The 17,139-nt window shown below is 69.2% G+C and carries 15 protein-coding genes; 10 read left to right on the forward strand and 5 right to left on the reverse strand.

Annotated elements, in window-relative coordinates; all coding sequences use genetic code 11:
• Positions 1 to 57: 57 nt before the first annotated feature.
• Entirely contained in the window at positions 58 to 1,518 is a 1,461-nt protein-coding gene (locus tag ACAM57_RS16225; protein WP_184637994.1) for a mannose-1-phosphate guanylyltransferase/mannose-6-phosphate isomerase, read from the forward strand.
• Here the strand turns inward: ACAM57_RS16225 and ACAM57_RS16230 are convergent.
• Entirely contained in the window at positions 1,496 to 2,098 is a 603-nt protein-coding gene (locus tag ACAM57_RS16230) for a DJ-1/PfpI family protein (RefSeq protein ID WP_369662371.1), read from the reverse strand. The two genes, ACAM57_RS16225 and ACAM57_RS16230, sit on opposite strands and share 23 nt — an antisense overlap.
• 96 nt (positions 2,099 to 2,194) lie before the next feature.
• Here ACAM57_RS16230 and ACAM57_RS16235 point away from each other — a divergent pair, with 96 nt between their 5' ends.
• Positions 2,195 to 3,529 carry a PLP-dependent aminotransferase family protein gene (locus ACAM57_RS16235; RefSeq protein ID WP_369662372.1) on the forward strand — a complete coding sequence of 445 codons (1,335 nt, stop codon included), beginning with the start codon at positions 2,195 to 2,197 and terminating at the stop codon, positions 3,527 to 3,529.
• Between the two features lie 91 nt (positions 3,530 to 3,620).
• On the opposite strand, the gene ACAM57_RS16240 is transcribed toward ACAM57_RS16235, so the two are convergent.
• Both ACAM57_RS16240 and ACAM57_RS16245 read right to left on the reverse strand, forming a co-directional pair.
• Positions 3,621 to 4,769: a DSD1 family PLP-dependent enzyme gene (locus ACAM57_RS16240; RefSeq protein WP_369662373.1), complete on the reverse strand. Its 1,149-nt coding sequence runs from the start codon at positions 4,767 to 4,769 to the stop codon at positions 3,621 to 3,623.
• On the reverse strand, positions 4,766 to 5,413 hold the full coding sequence (locus tag ACAM57_RS16245) for an HAD family hydrolase (protein WP_369662374.1): 648 nt from the start codon (positions 5,411 to 5,413) through the stop codon (positions 4,766 to 4,768). The genes ACAM57_RS16240 and ACAM57_RS16245 overlap by 4 nt, the downstream gene beginning before the upstream one ends.
• A 72-nt stretch (positions 5,414 to 5,485) precedes the next feature.
• Here ACAM57_RS16245 and ACAM57_RS16250 point away from each other — a divergent pair, with 72 nt between their 5' ends.
• The 5 genes from ACAM57_RS16250 (at position 5,486) to ACAM57_RS16270 (ending at position 9,876) form a co-directional block, all read left to right on the forward strand.
• On the forward strand, positions 5,486 to 6,415 hold the full coding sequence (locus ACAM57_RS16250) for a LysR family transcriptional regulator (protein WP_369662375.1): 930 nt from the start codon (positions 5,486 to 5,488) through the stop codon (positions 6,413 to 6,415).
• A 94-nt stretch (positions 6,416 to 6,509) separates the two neighbouring features.
• The gene (locus ACAM57_RS16255) at positions 6,510 to 7,580 is read left to right on the forward strand and encodes an ABC transporter permease (RefSeq protein WP_369662376.1); all 1,071 of its coding nucleotides are present in this window, start codon (positions 6,510 to 6,512) and stop codon (positions 7,578 to 7,580) included.
• Positions 7,574 to 8,389 (forward strand): ABC transporter ATP-binding protein, encoded by an 816-nt coding sequence (locus ACAM57_RS16260; RefSeq protein WP_369662377.1) that lies wholly within the window; start codon positions 7,574 to 7,576, stop codon positions 8,387 to 8,389. The genes ACAM57_RS16255 and ACAM57_RS16260 overlap by 7 nt, the downstream gene beginning before the upstream one ends.
• 9 nt (positions 8,390 to 8,398) lie before the next feature.
• The gene (locus tag ACAM57_RS16265) at positions 8,399 to 9,574 is read left to right on the forward strand and encodes a cytochrome c (protein ID WP_369662378.1); all 1,176 of its coding nucleotides are present in this window, start codon (positions 8,399 to 8,401) and stop codon (positions 9,572 to 9,574) included.
• A 95-nt stretch (positions 9,575 to 9,669) separates the two neighbouring features.
• Positions 9,670 to 9,876, forward strand: a complete 207-nt coding sequence (locus ACAM57_RS16270) for a dodecin (RefSeq protein ID WP_126019649.1) — start codon at positions 9,670 to 9,672, stop codon at positions 9,874 to 9,876.
• A gap of 24 nt (positions 9,877 to 9,900) precedes the next feature.
• Here ACAM57_RS16270 and ACAM57_RS16275 read toward each other — a convergent pair whose 3' ends face one another.
• Positions 9,901 to 10,395, reverse strand: coding sequence for a low molecular weight phosphatase family protein (locus ACAM57_RS16275; protein WP_369662379.1), 495 nt, complete (start codon positions 10,393 to 10,395; stop codon positions 9,901 to 9,903).
• Between the two features lie 102 nt (positions 10,396 to 10,497).
• On the opposite strand from ACAM57_RS16275, the gene ACAM57_RS16280 reads away from it, so the two are divergent.
• The 3 genes from ACAM57_RS16280 to ACAM57_RS16290 are packed head-to-tail and all read left to right on the forward strand — an operon-like array spanning position 10,498 to position 16,236.
• A complete protein-coding gene (locus ACAM57_RS16280; RefSeq protein WP_369662380.1) occupies positions 10,498 to 13,206 on the forward strand; it encodes a GNAT family N-acetyltransferase in 2,709 nt (902 codons plus the stop codon).
• A 52-nt stretch (positions 13,207 to 13,258) separates the two neighbouring features.
• A complete protein-coding gene (locus tag ACAM57_RS16285) occupies positions 13,259 to 14,290 on the forward strand; it encodes a DUF4105 domain-containing protein (protein WP_369662381.1) in 1,032 nt (343 codons plus the stop codon).
• Complete coding sequence (locus tag ACAM57_RS16290; protein ID WP_369662382.1) at positions 14,287 to 16,236, forward strand: esterase/lipase family protein; 1,950 nt, start codon at positions 14,287 to 14,289, stop codon at positions 16,234 to 16,236. The genes ACAM57_RS16285 and ACAM57_RS16290 overlap by 4 nt, the downstream gene beginning before the upstream one ends.
• A gap of 19 nt (positions 16,237 to 16,255) precedes the next feature.
• Here ACAM57_RS16290 and ACAM57_RS16295 read toward each other — a convergent pair whose 3' ends face one another.
• A complete protein-coding gene (locus tag ACAM57_RS16295; protein WP_369662383.1) occupies positions 16,256 to 17,065 on the reverse strand; it encodes a tetratricopeptide repeat protein in 810 nt (269 codons plus the stop codon).
• Positions 17,066 to 17,139 lie beyond the last annotated feature (74 nt).

Genomic DNA, 17,139 nt, shown 5'->3' on the forward strand with positions numbered 1-17,139 from the left:
GGCCCTTTCCTCTCTTCTTCATCAACCTGCACGCAACCCCAACGCTGGCGACCGATCATGAAAACCGCTCCCTCCATCCATCCCGTGGTCCTGTGCGGCGGCAGCGGCACGCGGCTGTGGCCGCTGTCGCGCAAGGCCCTGCCCAAGCAGTTCGCGCCGCTGGTCGGCGGCAAGAGCCTGCTGCAGCTCACGCTGGAGCGGCTGGCTCTGCTGAACGCCGACATCACCTGCGTGACCTCGGAAGACCACCGCTTCCTGGTGAAGGAAACGGTGGAGAACGCCGGTGTCACGGGCCGGCAGATCCTGGAGCCGGTTGCGCGCAACACCGCTGCAGCGATGGCATCGGCCGCGCTGATGGCCGAGCCTGACGACCTGCTGCTGTTCGCGCCTTCGGACCACCATATCCCCGACGCCGCCCTCTTCGCCCGCACCGTGCATGCCGGCGTCGATGCGGCACTGGCGGGCCGGATCGTCACCTTCGGCGTGGTGCCCAGTTTCCCGAGCACCGCCTACGGCTACATCGAGGCCGGCGAGGCGCTGGCCGGCGGGCACAGCCAGGCGGTGGCGCGCTTCGTCGAGAAACCGACGGCAGCGGTGGCCGAAATGCTGATCCTGAACGGCGGCTACAGCTGGAACGCGGGCATCTTCCTCGTGCAGGCGCGCACGCTGATCGCCGCGCTGCGCGAGCACGCAGGGGACATCCTGCAGGCCTGCGAGAGCGCCGCGGCCAACGCGACCCGCGACGGCAGCTTCGTGCGGCTGGACCGCGCGGCCTTCGAGCAATGCCGCGCCGACAGCATCGACTACGCGGTGCTCGAGAAGCATCGCCAGATCGCGGTCGTGAAGTTCGAGGGGCTGTGGAGCGACGTGGGCAGCTGGAACGCGGTCGCCAGCCTGCACCCGGCCGACGATGCCGGCAACCGGCTCAGCGGCAAGGCCAGCGCGCTGAACTCGCGCAACACCTTCGTGCATGCGCCGCACCGGCCGGTGGTGGCGCTGGGCACGCAGGACCTGATCATCGTGGACACGCCCGACGCCGTGCTCGTGGCCGGCGCGGGCTGCGCCGAGCAGGTGGCGGAGGTGGTGCGCAAGCTCTCGCTGGAAGGCTGCGCCGAAGCCACCGAGCACCGCCGCGTGGTGCGGCCATGGGGCGCCTACGACAGCATCGACCTGGGCGAGCGCTTCCAGGTCAAGCGCCTCACTGTCAAGCCCGGCGCCAGGCTCTCGCTGCAGATGCACCACCACCGCTCCGAGCACTGGGTGGTGGTGAAGGGCACGGCGCGCGCCACCTGCGACGGCAAGGTCAGCCTGGTGCACGAGAACGAGTCGATCTACCTGCCCTCCGGGGCGGTCCACCGGCTGGAGAACCCCGGCAAGACGGTGCTCGAAGTGATCGAGGTGCAGACCGGCGGCTACCTGGGCGAAGACGACATCGTGCGTTTCGACGACACCTACGGGCGCTGCGCGGCGCAGGCGACCACGGCGACAACGGACCTCATCGCGGCAGATACGGCGTGATGTTCCTCAGAGCGTTGGCCACGTAGGCCTCCTTCTCGCCCACTGGCGCCACGTAGTGCAGCGCCGCCTCGGCGGCCTCGATGCCCTCGGTGCGCGCGATGACCCAGCCGGCCAGGTAAGGCGAAGCGAAGCAGCCGCCCGCGGTGGCGACGTTGCCGCGCGCGAAGAAGGGCTGGTTCAGCACTTCCACGCCGGCTTCCTGCACCCAGGGCTTGGTCGTCAGGTCGGTGCAGGCCGGAACGCCTTCGACAAGGCCGAGCTTGGCCAGGACGAGCGTGCCCGAGCATTGCGCCGCGATCAGTTGCCGCTGCGGATCGAGCGACAGGCGCCCCATCAGCTCCGGGCTGGCGACCACCTCGCGCGTCTTCACACCGCTGCCGACGACCACCGCGTCGGCGGAGCGCGCATCTTCCAGCAGCGACTGCGCGCGGACGGTCACGCCGTTCATCGACGTGACCTCCGGCGTCGGGCAGCAGATGCTCACGCGCCAGTCCGGTTTCTTGATGCGGTTGAGCACGCCCAGTGCGATGAGCGAGTCGAGTTCGTTGAAGCCGTCGAAGGTGAGGATGGCGATGTGCATGGCGTCCTGTCTTGGTGTGATCGTGGGCGGATGGAGCCATCGTAGGAGAGGCGATCAATACAATCAAAGAATTGTCATGGATACATCGAGCTCACGATGGCCGAAGCGCGCTACAAGCAACTGGTTGACGAACTTGCCGCCGAAATCCGCGACGGCCGCCTGCCACCCGGCACCCGCCTGCCCACGCACCGCAAGCTGGCCGAACGCCACGGGCTGGCGCTGGTCACCGCGTCGCGCGTCTACGCCGAGCTGGAGGCCATGGGCCTGGTCAGCGGCGAGGTCGGCCGAGGCACCTTCGTGCGCGAAGCATCGCTGCGCGTGGGCCCCGGCGCCGAGCAGCGCGCCCTGCCGGCGGACCTGGTCGACCTGAACTTCAACTACCCTGCCTTGCCCGGACAGGCCGAGCTGCTGCGCGGCGCACTGCGCCAGCTCGCGGCCGGCGGCGAACTCGACGCCATGTTGCGCTACGCACCCCACGGCGGACGGATGCACGAGCGCGCCTGCTTCGCCCGGCACCTCGCCTCGCGAGGGCTGACAGTGGAGCCATCTAACGTGCTGATCGTCGACGGCGCGCAGCATGGCCTGGCCGTGACCGCAATGGCCCTGCTGCAACCCGGCGACGTGGTCGCGGTGGACGCCCTCACCTACCCCGGCTTCAAGGTATTGGCCGAGGCGCACAAACTGGAACTGGCGCCCCTGCCCGCTGCCGGCCAGGGGCCCGACCTCGACGTGCTGGAGCGCCTGTGCGCGCGGCGGCGTGTGCGGGCCATCTACGCCATGCCGACCATGCACAACCCGCTGGGCTGGGTGATGGGCACGAGCCGCCGCAAGCGCCTCGTTGCCATCGCGCGGCGGCACGGGCTGCTCGTCATCGAGGACGCGGCCTATGCCTTCCTGGCCGACGACCCGCCTGCGCCACTGGCTGCGCTGGCGCCCGAGACGACGGTGTATGTCTCGGGTCTCTCCAAGAACGTCGCGACCGGGCTGCGCGTGGGTTTCGTCGCCGCGCCCGATGCGTGGGTGCCGAAGCTCGAACGTGCGATCCGGGCCACGACGTGGTGTACACCGGGCGTGACCACCGCCATCGCGTGCTCATGGCTGGAAGACGGCACGGTCGAGCGGCTCGAATCGCAGAAGCGGCAGGACGCGTCTGCGCGGCAAGCCATCGTCGGCGAAGTGCTTGCCGGGATGGGATGCATGCGGCATCCGTCGTCGTACTTCGCGTGGCTGCCGCTGCCGGAGGAGACGCGGGCCGACCTCGTTGCCGCGGCGCTGATGCGTGAAGGCGTTTCGGTGTCCACGGCCGAGCCATTCGCTACGTCGAAGCATGTGCCGCATGCACTGCGGCTGGCGTTGGGATCGGTTGGATTGGACGGTTTGCGCAGTGCGCTGGGAACGGTGCGGCGGGTGGTGGGGGAGCAGTCTTTCTGAGAATCTGAATGAAGGCTCCCGGCGTGCTCACGCGCCTTCGCTCACTGCAGCGCACGGAGGCGTGCGGGCCAGGCGGTCGGCTTTGCGCGCCTCACCAGCCGTGAAAGCGCCCCCATGCCCGCAGCGATCCGTCTTCCGACAACGCCTGATATTCCGGAAACTGCGCCCCCGTCGCACAGGCATGGTTCGGCAGGATGCGCAGCCGCGTGCCCACGGGAAAGCGCACCGCAATGTCCGCATCCGCCTCGCCCTCCCGCGAAAGAATGCCGTGCTCCTGGTTCGCACCAATGAGCACATAGCCATCGAGCACCCGTCCCTGCGCATCGCACACCTGCCCGTACCCGAAGTCCCGCTTCTGCTTCTGTGTCCCCCGGTCGCGGCTCATCGCCATCCAGCCTGCGTCGACGATGGCCCAGCCCTTGTCGGCCTGGTGGCCGATCACGGTGGTGAGCACGCTCAGGGCGATGTCGTCCTCGGTGCACACGCCGATGTTGCGCATCACTAGGTCGAAGAAAACGTACACGCCGGCCCGTACTTCGGTCACGCCGTCCAGCGCATCCGCAGCCAGGGCGGTAGGCGTGGAACCCACGCTGACCACCGGGCACGGCAGGCCCGCGGCGCGCAGCCGCTGCGCGGCGCGCACGCAGCCTGAGCGTTCCTGCTCGGCCATCGCCTTCAGGGCCTCGGGCGTATCCAACTCGTAGCTGGAGCCCGCGTGGGTCAGCACACCGCCGAGGCGCATGCCACCTTCGTGCAGCACGCGGCCGACTTCGAGCAGCGCGTCTTCCTCCGGCTTGATGCCGCTTCGGTGGCCGTCGGTATCAATTTCGACCAGCACATCGAAGGCCTCGCCGTTCGCGCGGCCGAACTCGGCAATAGCCCTGGCCGAGGCCACGCTGTCGGTGAGGATGCCCAGCGCGCAGCCGCGCCGGCGCAGTTCCAGCGCATGCGGCAGCCGGTGCGGCGCCATGCCGACGGCATAAAGGATGTCGGTGAAGCCTGCGGCGAAGAACTGTTCGGCCTCCTTCAGCGTGGAGACGGTGATGCCCTGCGCTCCCGCCTCGCGCTGGGCTTTGGCGACCTCGATGCACTTGCTGGTCTTCACATGCGGTCGGAAGCGCACGCCAAGTTCGTTCATGTGCCCTTGCATGCGTTCGATGTTGCGCCGCATGCGCGTGCGTTCGATGAGGGCCGCGGGCGTGTCGATGGTGGCGAGGGTGTTCATTCTGGAACTCGTCATTTCTTTTCGAAGGATTGCAGCCAGGGCAGCGCCGGTGCGAGCGTCGGCGCCTGAAGCTCGGGCGACGGCGCTCCTTGCGGCAGTGCAAGGCCGACCCGGTTGTGCCAGTAAGTGCGCAGGCCCACTACCGAAGTGCCGAACATGTCGTAGCCCGAGCCGGCGACGAAGGCCGCGTCATGCGCCTCCACCCCAAGCCGTTCGAGCGCCACGCGGTACGGGCGCGGATCGGGCTTGTAGAACCCGGCTTCCTCCGAGGTGACGACCGCGTCCCAATCGATGCCCAGCCGCGCCGCCGCGCGGTGGCCCAGGCGCCTGGAGCAGTTGGTGACCACGGCGAGGCGGCAGTGCGGCTTGAGCGCCAGCAGCAACTCGCGCGCGCCGCTCCACACGGGCAGCGTGTCCCATTGCGCTTCGAGCGCGTCGGTGGCGGAGCCGGGCATGCCGGTGTTGCGGGCAGCCTCCTTCACGAGCCGTTCGTAGGGCACGTAGGCGCCGCAGCCGTAGGTGAGCCGCAGGTACTCGGCGCGCCAGGTGCGGCCTTTCTCCTCGGAGCCGGCGGCGGCGTTCCAGACGGTCCAGGAGTCGAGCAGCGCGGTGAGCAGGTCGAAGAGCACTGCGCGCGGATAGGCGTTGGGAGATTGCATGGCCTGCGACTGTACGTTTCGAGGCCATGCCTGTGCTTCAATGCGGAGTCATCAATCGTTAAGCACAAGTTAATGACGACGATCCAGATCGAGGACCTGCAGCTCGCTGCCGCCCTGCTGCGCGAGCCGTCTCTGAGCGCGGCGGCGCGGGCGCTGGACGTTACGCCGCCGGCGCTGTCGATGCGGCTGCGCAAGCTGGAGGCCGCGCTGGGACTGTCGCTGGCGACCCGCACCGCGCGCAAGCTGAGCCTCACGCCCGAGGGCGAGCGCTTCGCGCGCGAGGCGGCCGCGCTGCTCGGGCAGATCGAGGGGCTGCGCGAATCGATGCAGCGCGACGACCGACGCCTCACCGGCACGCTGCGCATCGCCGCGCCCTTCGGCTACGGCCGCCAATACATCGCGCCCATGCTCGCGCGCTTCGCCAGGCTGCACCCGGGGCTGGGCGTGCAGCTCGACCTGCGCGAGACCCCGTGGCCCGACCGGCACGACGCCGACGCGGTGATCCACATCGGCACGGTGCGCGATTCGTCGTGGGTAGCGCGCACGCTGAGCGCCAACGAGCGCTGGCTGTGCGCCAGCCCCGCCTACCTGCGCCAGCGCGGCGTGCCCCGCGTGCCGCGCGACATTCCTGCACATGACTGCATCTGCATCCGCGAGAACGACGAGGACGTGACACTGTGGCACCTGCGCCCCGCGGGCCGGGCGGCGGCCGCCAAGGGCAGGCGCGAGACCCTGCGCATTTCCCCCGCCTACCTCACCAACGACGGCGGCGTGGCGCGCCAGTGGGCCGAACAGGGGCTGGGCCTGGTGCTGCGCTCCGAATGGGACGCGGCCGATGCCGTGGCGCGCGGCACGTTGGTGCGCGTGCTGGACGATTGGCAGTTCGACAGCGCGCCGGTCACGCTGCTGGTGCCGACGCGCAAGGGGCGCACGGCCCGGGTGCAGGCCGTCGTCGAGTTCCTCGCCGAGAGCTTCGGCAGCAGCGCCGCCAAGGGAAAGTAGCTGCGCGCATATCCATAGCCGCATTCCTTCGTTGGCCGCGCCGCCATGGTCCGCCAACACTCGCAGCTTCGTATTTCCGGATAAGAAGCCTGCGATGACCCTTGCTCTCGATCATTTGCCGCCCTCGCGCCACAGCGTGCTGCAAGGAGGCGCCGCACCGCCCGCCAAAGAGCAATCGCAGGCACAGCCGCGGCGTCCGGCCGCCCCCGCAGGCATCTGGAGCACAGGCCTGCTCGCCTCTGCCGCATGGGTCGCGCTGGGCCTGCTCACGCTGCTTTGGCCGAACAAGGAAGCCGGCTTCAGCAACTGGGCCTTCACGCAGGAGTTCGGCATCGCGACGCTGGTGGTCGCCGTGCTTTTGCTGGCGATCGCGCTGCTGGGCGGCCGCACCGGGCGGCTGATCCGCACGCTGCGGCCCGCCGGGCAATGGCTTGTCGCGCTGGCCGTGGGCCTCGCGCTGTGGGAGGTGTCCACCGCCAAGCTCGGCGTGCTGCCCTCGCCTTTCTTCGCGCCGCCGCAGAGCCTGATCGACGTGGTGCACGAGGACTGGCAGCGCCTGGGCCTGTCGACCGTGCATTCGCTGCGGTTGCTGGCCAACGGTTTCGTGCTGGGCGCGCTGGTGGGCTTCGGCACCGGCGTGGCCGTGGGCTGGTCGCGCATCGCGGGGTACTGGGTGCATCCGCTGCTGCGCTTCCTCGGGCCGGTGCCCGCGTCGGCGCTGCTGCCGCTGGCCTTCTTCTTCGCGCCTTCGAGCTATTCGGCGGCGGTGTTCCTCGTGGGCCTGGCCACCTTCTTCCCGGTGGCGGTGCTCACCTGGTCGGGCGTGGCCTCGGTGCACAAGAGCTATTACGACGTGGCGCGCACGCTGGGTGCTTCTGAACGTTTCCTGGTGCTGCGCGTGGCGATCCCGGCGGCGCTGCCGCAGGTGTTCGTGGGCCTCTTCATGGGTCTGGGAGCGTCGTTCTCCGTGCTCATCACCGCCGAGATGATGGGCGTGAAGGCCGGGCTTGGCTGGTATCTGCAATGGGCCCAGGGCTGGGCCGCCTACGCCAACATGTACGCGGCGCTGCTGGTGATGGCGGCACTGTGCTCGGGCCTCATCACGCTGCTGTTCAAGGTTCGCGACCGCGTGCTGTCGTGGCAGAAGGGAACCGTGAAATGGTGACCGAGACGCCCCCGAACGCGGTGCTTCCGCCCGCCCCTGCACCAACCACGGGCGCCGGGGCCCATATCGGCATACGCGGCGTCAGCCACTGGTTCGAAGTGTCCGGCGGCGTGCTGCAGGTGCTCGACGGCATCGACCTGCAGGTGCGCCCCGGCGAGTTCGTCGCGCTGCTGGGGCCCAGCGGCTGCGGCAAGTCGACGCTTCTGCGGCTGGTGGCCGGGCTGGAGCCCGCGACCACCGGCGCCATCACGCAGAACGGCGAGCCGATCTCGCGGCCCGATCCGTCGCGCATCGTCGTCTTCCAGGACCCGACGCTCTACCCCTGGCGCAGCGTGTGGGACAACGTAGCACTGGGCCTGCAGGCACGCGGCGTGCTGAAGGAGCGGCGCGCCCGCGTCGACGAAGCGCTCAAGCTCGTGGGCCTGACCGAGTTCGCGAAAGCCTTTCCGCACCATCTTTCCGGCGGCATGGCGCAGCGCGTGGCGCTGGCGCGAGCGCTCGTCAACGATCCGCAGCTGCTTGTGCTCGACGAACCGCTGGGCAAGCTCGACTCGCTCACGCGCATCGCGATGCAGAGCGAGCTGGTCAATCTCTGGCAGCGGGCCGGCTTCTCGGCGCTGCTGGTGACGCACGACGTGGAAGAGGCGCTGTTCCTCGCCAACCGCGTGATCGTGCTGAGCGACCGGCCCGCGCGCATCGCGGCGGAGCTGGTGGTCGAGCTGCCCTACCCGCGCCATCGCGGCGATCCGAAGCTGGCCGAGTTGCGGCACGAGGCGCTCAGGCACCTGGGGCTCGATGCGACGTGGTGAACTGAAGAGATGAGCGGTCCGCCCGAGGCCGGCTGGCTCAACCTGCTGATCGGCCTGCTGCAGGGCGCGCAGCTCTGGCTTCTTCGCCTGCTCGACGCACTGGGGCTGTCCGGGCAATCGCACGGGCAGCCGGCATGGCCGTGGGCGCAACGGCTATCCGGCGAAAACCTGCTGATCGACCTCGGACAGGCCCGGCGGCTCGGCCTCACGCTGGTGGTGCTTGCCGTGGCGCTGCTTGTCCTGCTGGTCGCGCTGCTCTGGCGCCGGCGCCGCATATGGCTTGCCACCGGAGCCGCGCTGCTGGCGGCATTGGCACCATGGCCGGAGGCCAGCGTGGTGCTTGTACCTGCGTACCCAACCAGCTTCCACGCATCGCCCTCCGGCTTCACCGCCGACAGCATCGAGCGCGGCCGAACGCTGTACGCGGCACAGTGCGCCGCCTGCCACGGAACCAATGGCCGGGGCCACGGGCCGCTGGCCTCGGCGCAGGCTGTGTGGCCTCCGGACCTGGGCGGTCCGCTGCTGTGGCGGCGCGCCGATGGCGACGTGCTGTGGCATGTGATGAACGGCATGCGCGACCGCCGTGGTGCGCAGACCATGCCCGGCTTCGGCACCGCGCTGAGCGACGCGGACGCATGGGCGCTGATCGATTTCATGAAAGCCCAGGGCGCCGGCGAGAGCCTGCGCGCGGCCGGTCTCTGGGCCCAGCCCATAGCGCCGCCGGATGTGACGGTGCAATGCGGCGACAAGCCACCGCGCAGCCTTTCGAGCTGGCGCGGCCAGCGCCTGCGCATCATCGCGTCGGAGCCTGGCCGCGAGGCATCGCCGCTACCCGACGATCCGCGCCTCGTGACCGTGCTGCTCGCGCCTCAGTCCACGGAGGTGGCGCCGCAGTCGGCCAACTGCATCGCCACCTCGCCCGCCGCGTGGGCGGCCTTCTCGCTCGTCGCCGCGACAACGCAACTGGCGGGCACGCAGTTCATCGTGGACCGCGACGGCTGGCTGCGCGCACGCGGCGAACCCGGCAAGAGCGCGTGGAGCGACGACGATCTTCTTTGCCGCACCGAGCAGCAGCCTTACGCGACACCCGGCGAACGCCCGCTGCCGCCCGACGGCCTCGGTGCCCTCATCGCGCGCATGGACGCCGAGCCCGTGCGCTTCGTCAAGGGCGGGTACGTCCACTGACACCTGTGTCCGCAACGGGACTACGATGTTCTTCCGGGCCCCTTGCTATCAATCGATCGATCAGTCCATCCCCTCAACCCCGAAGGAGACAGCCCATGTCCAGCCACGTCTACAAAACGCTAGAACTCACCGGTTCCTCGCCCACCGGCATCGAAGATGCGGTGCGGACCGCCATCGCGAAGGCGCACGAGACGGTGCGCAACATCCAGTGGTTCAACGTCACCGAGACGCGCGGTCATGTGGTCGACGGAAAGGTGGCGCACTGGCAGGTGACGTTGAAGATCGGGTTTACGCTGGAGTGAGCCCGCTCCGGCCGGCGGGAGCGGCTAGCGCATGTACCCCAGGTCGCGCACGTCGGACCGCACGGCCGACCGGTCCGCCCCCTGCATCGGCAGGCTCACCAGCAGTTCGAGCCTGCGGCGCAGCGAGAACAGCATCTGCACCGCGTCGTGCGCGACCCTGTCGGGGTCGCGGCCGTCGAGCACGTCGGGGTAGGCCCACAGCGCCGCATCGGGCTGGCCGGGCCATGAGGGCTGGCGCGGCTCGGTGGATTCGTCGAGCGTGATGACGAAGTCCGCGGCGTGGGCATTGGCGCGCGCGAGCTCGTCCCAGCCGCGCGGTTGCCGGTTCGGCAAGGGAATGCTCGCGCTCTTGAGCGCGGCGATGGCGGCGGGATGGAATTCGCGGGCGACCTGCCCGGGCTGACCGCAGGAAGATACCGAGAACCGCTTCGGGTCCAGGTGCGTGAGGCACGCTTCTGCCAGGATGCTGCGCAATGAATTTCGTCGCGAGACGAAGATCACGCCGATACGTTTTTGCATGGAACCCTGACTATAGCCCTGCGTTCTTAACCCGTCCTGACCATTCGCCGAGCAGTGCCGCCATGCTGCACAGCAGCGTCCGAACGGTGCAGACTCGGGGGCATGGACAAGCATTTCCTGACACCGCTTTTCGCGCCCGCTTCCATCGTCGCCTTCGTCGGCAATGCCGACGGTCCCGGCGGACAGACGCCGGCAGGCCACACGCTGCGCGAGGCCTTCCGCGCGCAGCGCTTCGACGGAACGCTGCGCTTCCTGGACGTGCGCACCAAGGGCACGCTCGAAGAACTGGCGCAGACCCATGCCGACCTCGCGCTCATCGCCCTGGCACCTGGCGACGTGGCGGCCGCGCTCGAGATCGCGGGGCGCATCGGCTGCAAGGCGGCGGTGGTTCTCTCGAGCGGCATCGGCGCCGAGCAGGCGTCGCAGTGGCGCAAGATCGCGCGCCGCGAGGGCGTGCACCTGCTGGGGCCCAACTCGCTGGGCTTCCAGCGTCCGCTGCTGCACCTGAATGCCAGCGTGGCCGGTCCGCTGGCCGGCAGCGGGCCGCTCGCGCTGGTGGCGCAGTCGGGGGCGCTCACGGCCTCGATGCTCGACTGGGCTCGGCAGAACGGCGTGGGTTTCTCCAGCGTGGTGTCGCTGGGTCCGCACACCTCGGTCGACATTCCGCAGGTGCTCGACTTCCTGGCCAACGACCAGGCCACGCACAGCATCATCATCTACCTCGAAGGCATCGCCGACGCGCGCCGCTTCATGAGCGCGCTGCGCTCGGCCTCGCACGCCAAGCCGGTGGTGGTGCTCAAGGCCGGGCGCAAGCCTGCCGGCAACGAGGCCGCGCAGACGCACAGCGCCGCCATCGTGGGCAGCGACGACGTGTTCGACGCCGCACTGCGCCGCGCCGGCGCGGTGCGCGTGCGCTCCTTCGTCGAACTGTTCTCCGCCGCCAAGTGCCTGGCCTCGCGCTACCGGCCCGTCGGCAAGCGGCTGGCCGTGGTCACCAATGGCGGAGGCCCCGGCGTGCTGGCGGCCGACTGGATCAACGAGATCGGGCTCGACCTCGGCAAGCTCTCCGCCCACGCGCAGAAGGTGCTGCAGCCAACCCTGCCCCCGCTCGCCTCGCTGGCCGACCTGATCGACCTCTCGGAAGAAGCTCAGCCGGCGCACTATCGCGCCGCCATCGACGCGGCCTCGTCCGACAGCCAGGTCGACGGCGTGCTCGCCATCTTCTCGCCCAAGGCCGGCATCGACGCGGCTGCAACGGCAAAGGCGCTGGCCGACATTCCGCGGCCGATGAACAAGCCGCTGCTGGCCTGCTGGATGGGCGACTCCTCCGTGGGCAAGGCGCGCTCGGTGCTGGCCGAGGCGACCATCCCGAGCTTTCGCACGCCCGAGGCTGCCGTGGGCGCCTTCGGCAACATCGCGGCCTTCTACCAGAACCAGCAGCTGCTGCAGCAGACGCCGCCGCCGCTGTCGGCACTGGCCAAGCCCGACATCGAGGGCGCGCGGCTGCTCATCGAGAGCGTGCTGGCCGAGCGGCGCCATGTGCTCACGGAGATGGAGTCGAAGTCGCTGCTGTCGTCCTTCCACATTCCGATCACGCGCACGCTGCTCGCGCGCAGCCCCAGCGAGGCGATGATGATCGCGACGCAACTGGGCTTTCCGGTGGCGCTGAAGATCGATTCGCCCGACATCCCGCACAAGTCCGACGTGGAAGGCGTGGCGCTCAACGTGCTCAACGGCACCGGCGCGCGCGACACCTACGTCGAGATGATGGAGCGCGTGGCCCGCCTCGCGCCCGAGGCGCGCATCAACGGCGTGACGGTGCAGAAGATGGTGCGCGCGCGGCGCGGGCGCGAGATCTACGTGGGCATGGTCACCGACGAGCCCTTCGGCCCCGTCATCGTGTTCGGCGCGGGCGGCACCATGATCGAGCTGCTGAACGACCGCGCGATGGAGCTGCCGCCGCTCAACCAGTTTCTAGCGCGCCGCCTCATCGAGCGCTCGCGCGTGGCCGAGACGCTGGGCGAATGGCGCGGCGCCCATTCGGTGGACATGGAAGCGCTCGAAGACCTGCTGCTGCGCGTGTCGGAAATGGTGTGCGAGCTGCCCGAGCTGCGCGAGATGGACATCAACCCGATCATCGTGGACGAGAACGGCGCCATCTCGGTCGACGCGCGCATCGTGGTGGGCAGCAGCTCGCAGGCGGTGGCTGCCCACGTGGGCAACGCGGTCAACGGCTACCAGCACCTGGCCATCATGCCGTACCCCGCGCGCTACCGGCGCGAATGGCCGCTGGCGGGCACGGGCGGCGGCACCTACATCGTGCGGCCGGTGCATCCCAACGACGCGCAGATGCTGCAGGCGCTGGTGCAGGGCCTGTCGCCCGAGAGCCGCTGGTTCCGCTTCGTCTCGCGCTTCCACGAGTTGCCGCCGACCATGCTCTCTCGCTTCACGCTGATCGACTACGACCGCGAGATGGCGCTGGTGGCGGTGATCATGGAACGCAGCGTGTCGCCCGAAGGCACGGTGCTCGAGAGCGAGCGCATCGTGGGCGTGTCGCGCTACGTGACCAACCCCGACCAGACCAGCTGCGAGTTCTCGCTGGTGGTGGCCGACGAGTTCAGCGGCAAGGGCATCGGCTCGCGGCTGATGGAAAGCATCATCGACGTGGCCCGCGACAAGGGCCTCGCCGAGATGGACGGGCTGGTGCTGGCCAACAACCCCGACATGCTGAAGCTGGTGCGCCGGCTGGGCTTCACGGTGAAGCCCTTTCCGGAAGACCCGGACTTCAAGCTCGTGACCTACATGCTGTAGCCATGGACGCCCGTCGTAAGCTCGGCGGGTCGCATTCCTGGTTTTGCCTTTCATGATCCGAACGCTCCTGCGTCACGTCGGCCGCATTCTGCTGTCGCTCATCGTGCTTTCGACCTGCCTCTGGGCCTGCCTCGCGCTCTGGTACCAGTTCCCCGGGCCGGCCGCGGTGAAGATCGGCGCGGGCGTGCTCTGGGCCGCCTTCGGCCTCGCGGCCATCGCGCTGACGTGGCGCAGGCGGGCTGCGCGCGCCCTGCTCTCCTATGTGATCGGCTTCGCGCTGCTGCTGGGCTGGTGGAGCACCATCCTGCCGTCGCAGAACCGTGTGTGGGCCGACGATGTTTCGCGCCAGCTGCACTCGCACATCGACGGCAGCGTGGTCACGCTGGACAACGTGCGCAACTTCGAATGGCGCAGCGACACCGACTACACCCAGCGCTGGGAAACGCGCGAGTACGACCTCGACCGGCTGCGCACGGTCGACGTGTCGCTCTCCTATTGGACCGGCCCCGCCATCGCGCACACGCTGGTGTCCTTCGGCTTCGACGATGGCCGGTTCCTCACCTTCTCCATCGAGATACGCAAGGAGCGCGGCGAGGCCTTCTCGTCCGTCGGCGGCTTCTTCAGGCAGTTCGAGAACAGCCTGATCGCGGCCGACGAGCACGACATCCTGCGCGTGCGCACCAACGTGCGCGGCGAGGACGTCTACATGTACCGCGTGAGCCTGCCCCGGGCCGAGATGCGCTCGCTCTTCCTCGCCTACCTCGGCGAAGGCGCCGCGCTGGCGCGCGAGCCCAGCTTCTACAACACGCTCACCGCGAACTGCACGACCATCGTTTACGCGCTGGCCAGGCGCATCGTGCCCGGCCTGCCGATGGACTGGCGGCTGCTGGCCTCGGGCCACCTACCCGACTACCTCTTCGACGTGGGCGGCCTCGCGCCCGGCTACAGCATGGAAGCGCTGCGCGCGGCGGGCCGCATCACCGACCGCGCCCTCGCCGCGGACAAGACGCCGGCCGCGAATTTCTCGCAGGCGATCCGGCAAGGCCTGCCGGGCACGACGGCCAATGCGGGAGCGGCGCAATGAAAGGCGCATTCCGCCTTGTCGCCTCCCTGCCCGCGCTCGCGTGCGCCGCCGCGCTGCTGGCCGGCTGCGCGGGCGTGACGGTCGGCTCGATCTCCCCGGCCGAATACCTCGCCCAGCGCAGGGGCGACGTGCTCACCACCGGCAGGCTCAGCACCTCCGCGCAGGAAGTGCTTCGGGTGATCGGCTCCGACGCCGACATCTGCCGCAAGGACGGCCAGGCATGCCGCAATGCACTGGCCGACTCCTCGGGGCTGAGCGATGAACAGCGCCTTTCCGCGCTGTCCGAAGTCTGGCTGCAGGTAGCGCTCGCGGCGGAGAAAGGCGGCGGCGCCGCCGATGCCACTGCCATCGAGGCCTGGTTCGAAACCGCGCGCCACGCCTACGCCTACCTGTTCTTCACCCCCCGCAAGCCGCGCGACCGCGCCTTCGAGGACCGGCAGACGCAGGTGCGCGACTACTACAACTACGCGGTGCAGCAGGCCATCACCGGCCTGTACCGGGACATCCAGCGCACGGGCTCGCGCAGCGGCGCGGAGCCCGAGATGCCGAAGGTGGGCGACTGGCGCATCGAGACAGACGTCTCGGGCCTGCGCCTGCCCTCCGACCCGCCACTGCCCGACGAGCTGATTCCCGCCGCCTCGCTGACCTTCTCGGGCCTGCGCAATACCTACCGGCGCGACGGCTTCGGGGCGGAGCTGGTAGCCGCGACCAACAAGCGCACGGACGACGAAAGACCGCGACAAGTTCAGATCGATCCCGCGGAGAAGCAGAAGCCGCGTCCGCCCTACCGCGAGATGCCCTTCCCCGCCGTCACCGCGCTGCTGCTCTTCGACGGCGCCAGCCTCGGCGAGGTTCTGGGCACGCGCACGCTGCGCATCGCCGCCTACGACCCATACCGCACCGCCAACGTGCAGCTCGCCGGCCAGGAAGTGCCGCTGGCCGCCAACTTCACCTCGGGCTACGGCCTGTGGCTCGCGCGCTCCGACTTCGCGCTGCAGGCGCTGCGCAGCCTCTTCGGCGGCCGCGAAGGCCTCACGCAGCCGCGCATCTACCTGATGCAACCCTACGACCCGAACCGCCGTACGGTCATCATGCTGCACGGGCTGGCCAGCAGCCCCGAGGCGTGGATCAACGTGGCCAACGAGGTGCTGGGCGACGAGACATTGCGCCGCCGCTACCAGATCTGGCAGGTCTACTACCCCACCAACGCGCCGCTGCCGATCAACAACTTCGCGATCCGCGAAGCCGTCACGCAGACGCTCGCGCACTTCGACCCGACGGGCAAGGCCGTGGCCTCCAACAACATCACGCTGATCGGCCACAGCATGGGCGGCGTGCTGTCGCGCCTCATGGTGTCGTCGTCGGAAGACAAGCTCTGGGAGGCGCTGCTCGCGAGCTATCCGATGCAGGGCGCGCAGCAGCAACGCATGGAGGAAAAGCTCGCGCCCTACCTGCGCTTCGAGCCGCTGCCGCAGGTGAGCGACGCGATCTTCATCGCCTCGCCGCACCGCGGCACCGACTTCGCCAACAACCGCATCTCGCGTTGGGTGGCCAACCTCATCACCCTGCCGGTGGCCATGCTCGGGCAGCTGGGCGACATCTCGCGCGAGCTGATCCGCATCGCGCCCGCGCGGCAGGACCAGGGCACGCTGCGCATACCCAACAGCATCGACAACCTCAGCGATCGCGATCCCTTCGTGCGGCTGTCGTCGGGCCTGCCGATGAACCCGCGCGTGCGCTTCCACTCGATCATCGGCAACGACACGCCCGGCGTGGCGCAGGCGCTCTCCAGCGACGGCATCGTGCCCTACGCCAGCGCGCACCTCGACGGCGCGGCCTCCGAGCTGGTGATTCCGTCGGCGCACAGCGTGCAGGAGAACCCGCTGGCGATCCTGGAGATACGGCGCATCCTCAGGGAGCAGCTGCGGCCCGAGGCTGCGCGCTAGGCGACTGCCTTCTTGCCAGCTACTTGTTTCCCGAGCGCTGCTGCGCCCGCACGCGCCCGAGGAACTCGCCGAAGAGCGCCTTCTTACCCGGAAAGCGCTCCATGCCCTCGGCGAAGATGGCCTCCGCCGCCGCCAGCTCGCCAAGCCGCATGAGGCATTCGCCCTTCGAGAAGAAGGCGGCCTCTCCATCGGGGTTCACCTGCAGCGACTGCTCGAAGTCGTCGAGCGCCTCCTGGAAATTGCCGAGCTCCATGCGCGTGAAGGCCCGGTTGTCGATGGCCTCGAAGAAGAGCGGAAAGAGTTCCACGGCCGCGTCGTACTCTGCAATGCCCTCCTCCTTGCGACCCCGCTCGCAGAGCTCGTTCCCGCGCAGGTAGTGCGCGTTGGCCTGGCGCACGATCTCCTGGCCGTCCTGGCCCATCAGCTCCAGATACCTCGGGAAGTCGGTGAGCTTCAGGTACTCGGCGAAGCCGACCAGATCGTCCTCGGCGGGCTGCCGGTTGCCGATGAGCTCGCTGCCCTGGCTCACGCCGTCGGCGTCGATGGGCGAATGCCATATCAGCACCTCGGCGTGCTTCAGCGATTCCAGGGTGGGCTTCTCGTCCAGCTGCTGGTAGCTCAGGCAGTGGGCCACCGATGTTCCGTCGGGCCACGGATCGACTTCGAGAACCCAGACGGCCCGCCAGGCGTTTGCGTTCCTGTAGGCGAGTACGTCGCCCTTCTTCAATGTCGATGTCGATGTCGCTGCGGCGCCCTTCGCCGGCGGTTCGGGTGGAGGCGCCGAGCCCGTGAGGCGTGCGGCGAGACGCTGGAGGAATCTGGGCAGCATGGTGTCGGGTGTCCGTGCGGAGATTGGATGTGCGATGGCAGGCAACAGCGTGCCACTTTAGCCGCAGTGCTTTG

Origin of the sequence: Variovorax sp. V15, assembly GCF_041154425.1 — a bacterium.
GTDB lineage: Bacteria > Pseudomonadota > Gammaproteobacteria > Burkholderiales > Burkholderiaceae_C > Variovorax > Variovorax guangxiensis.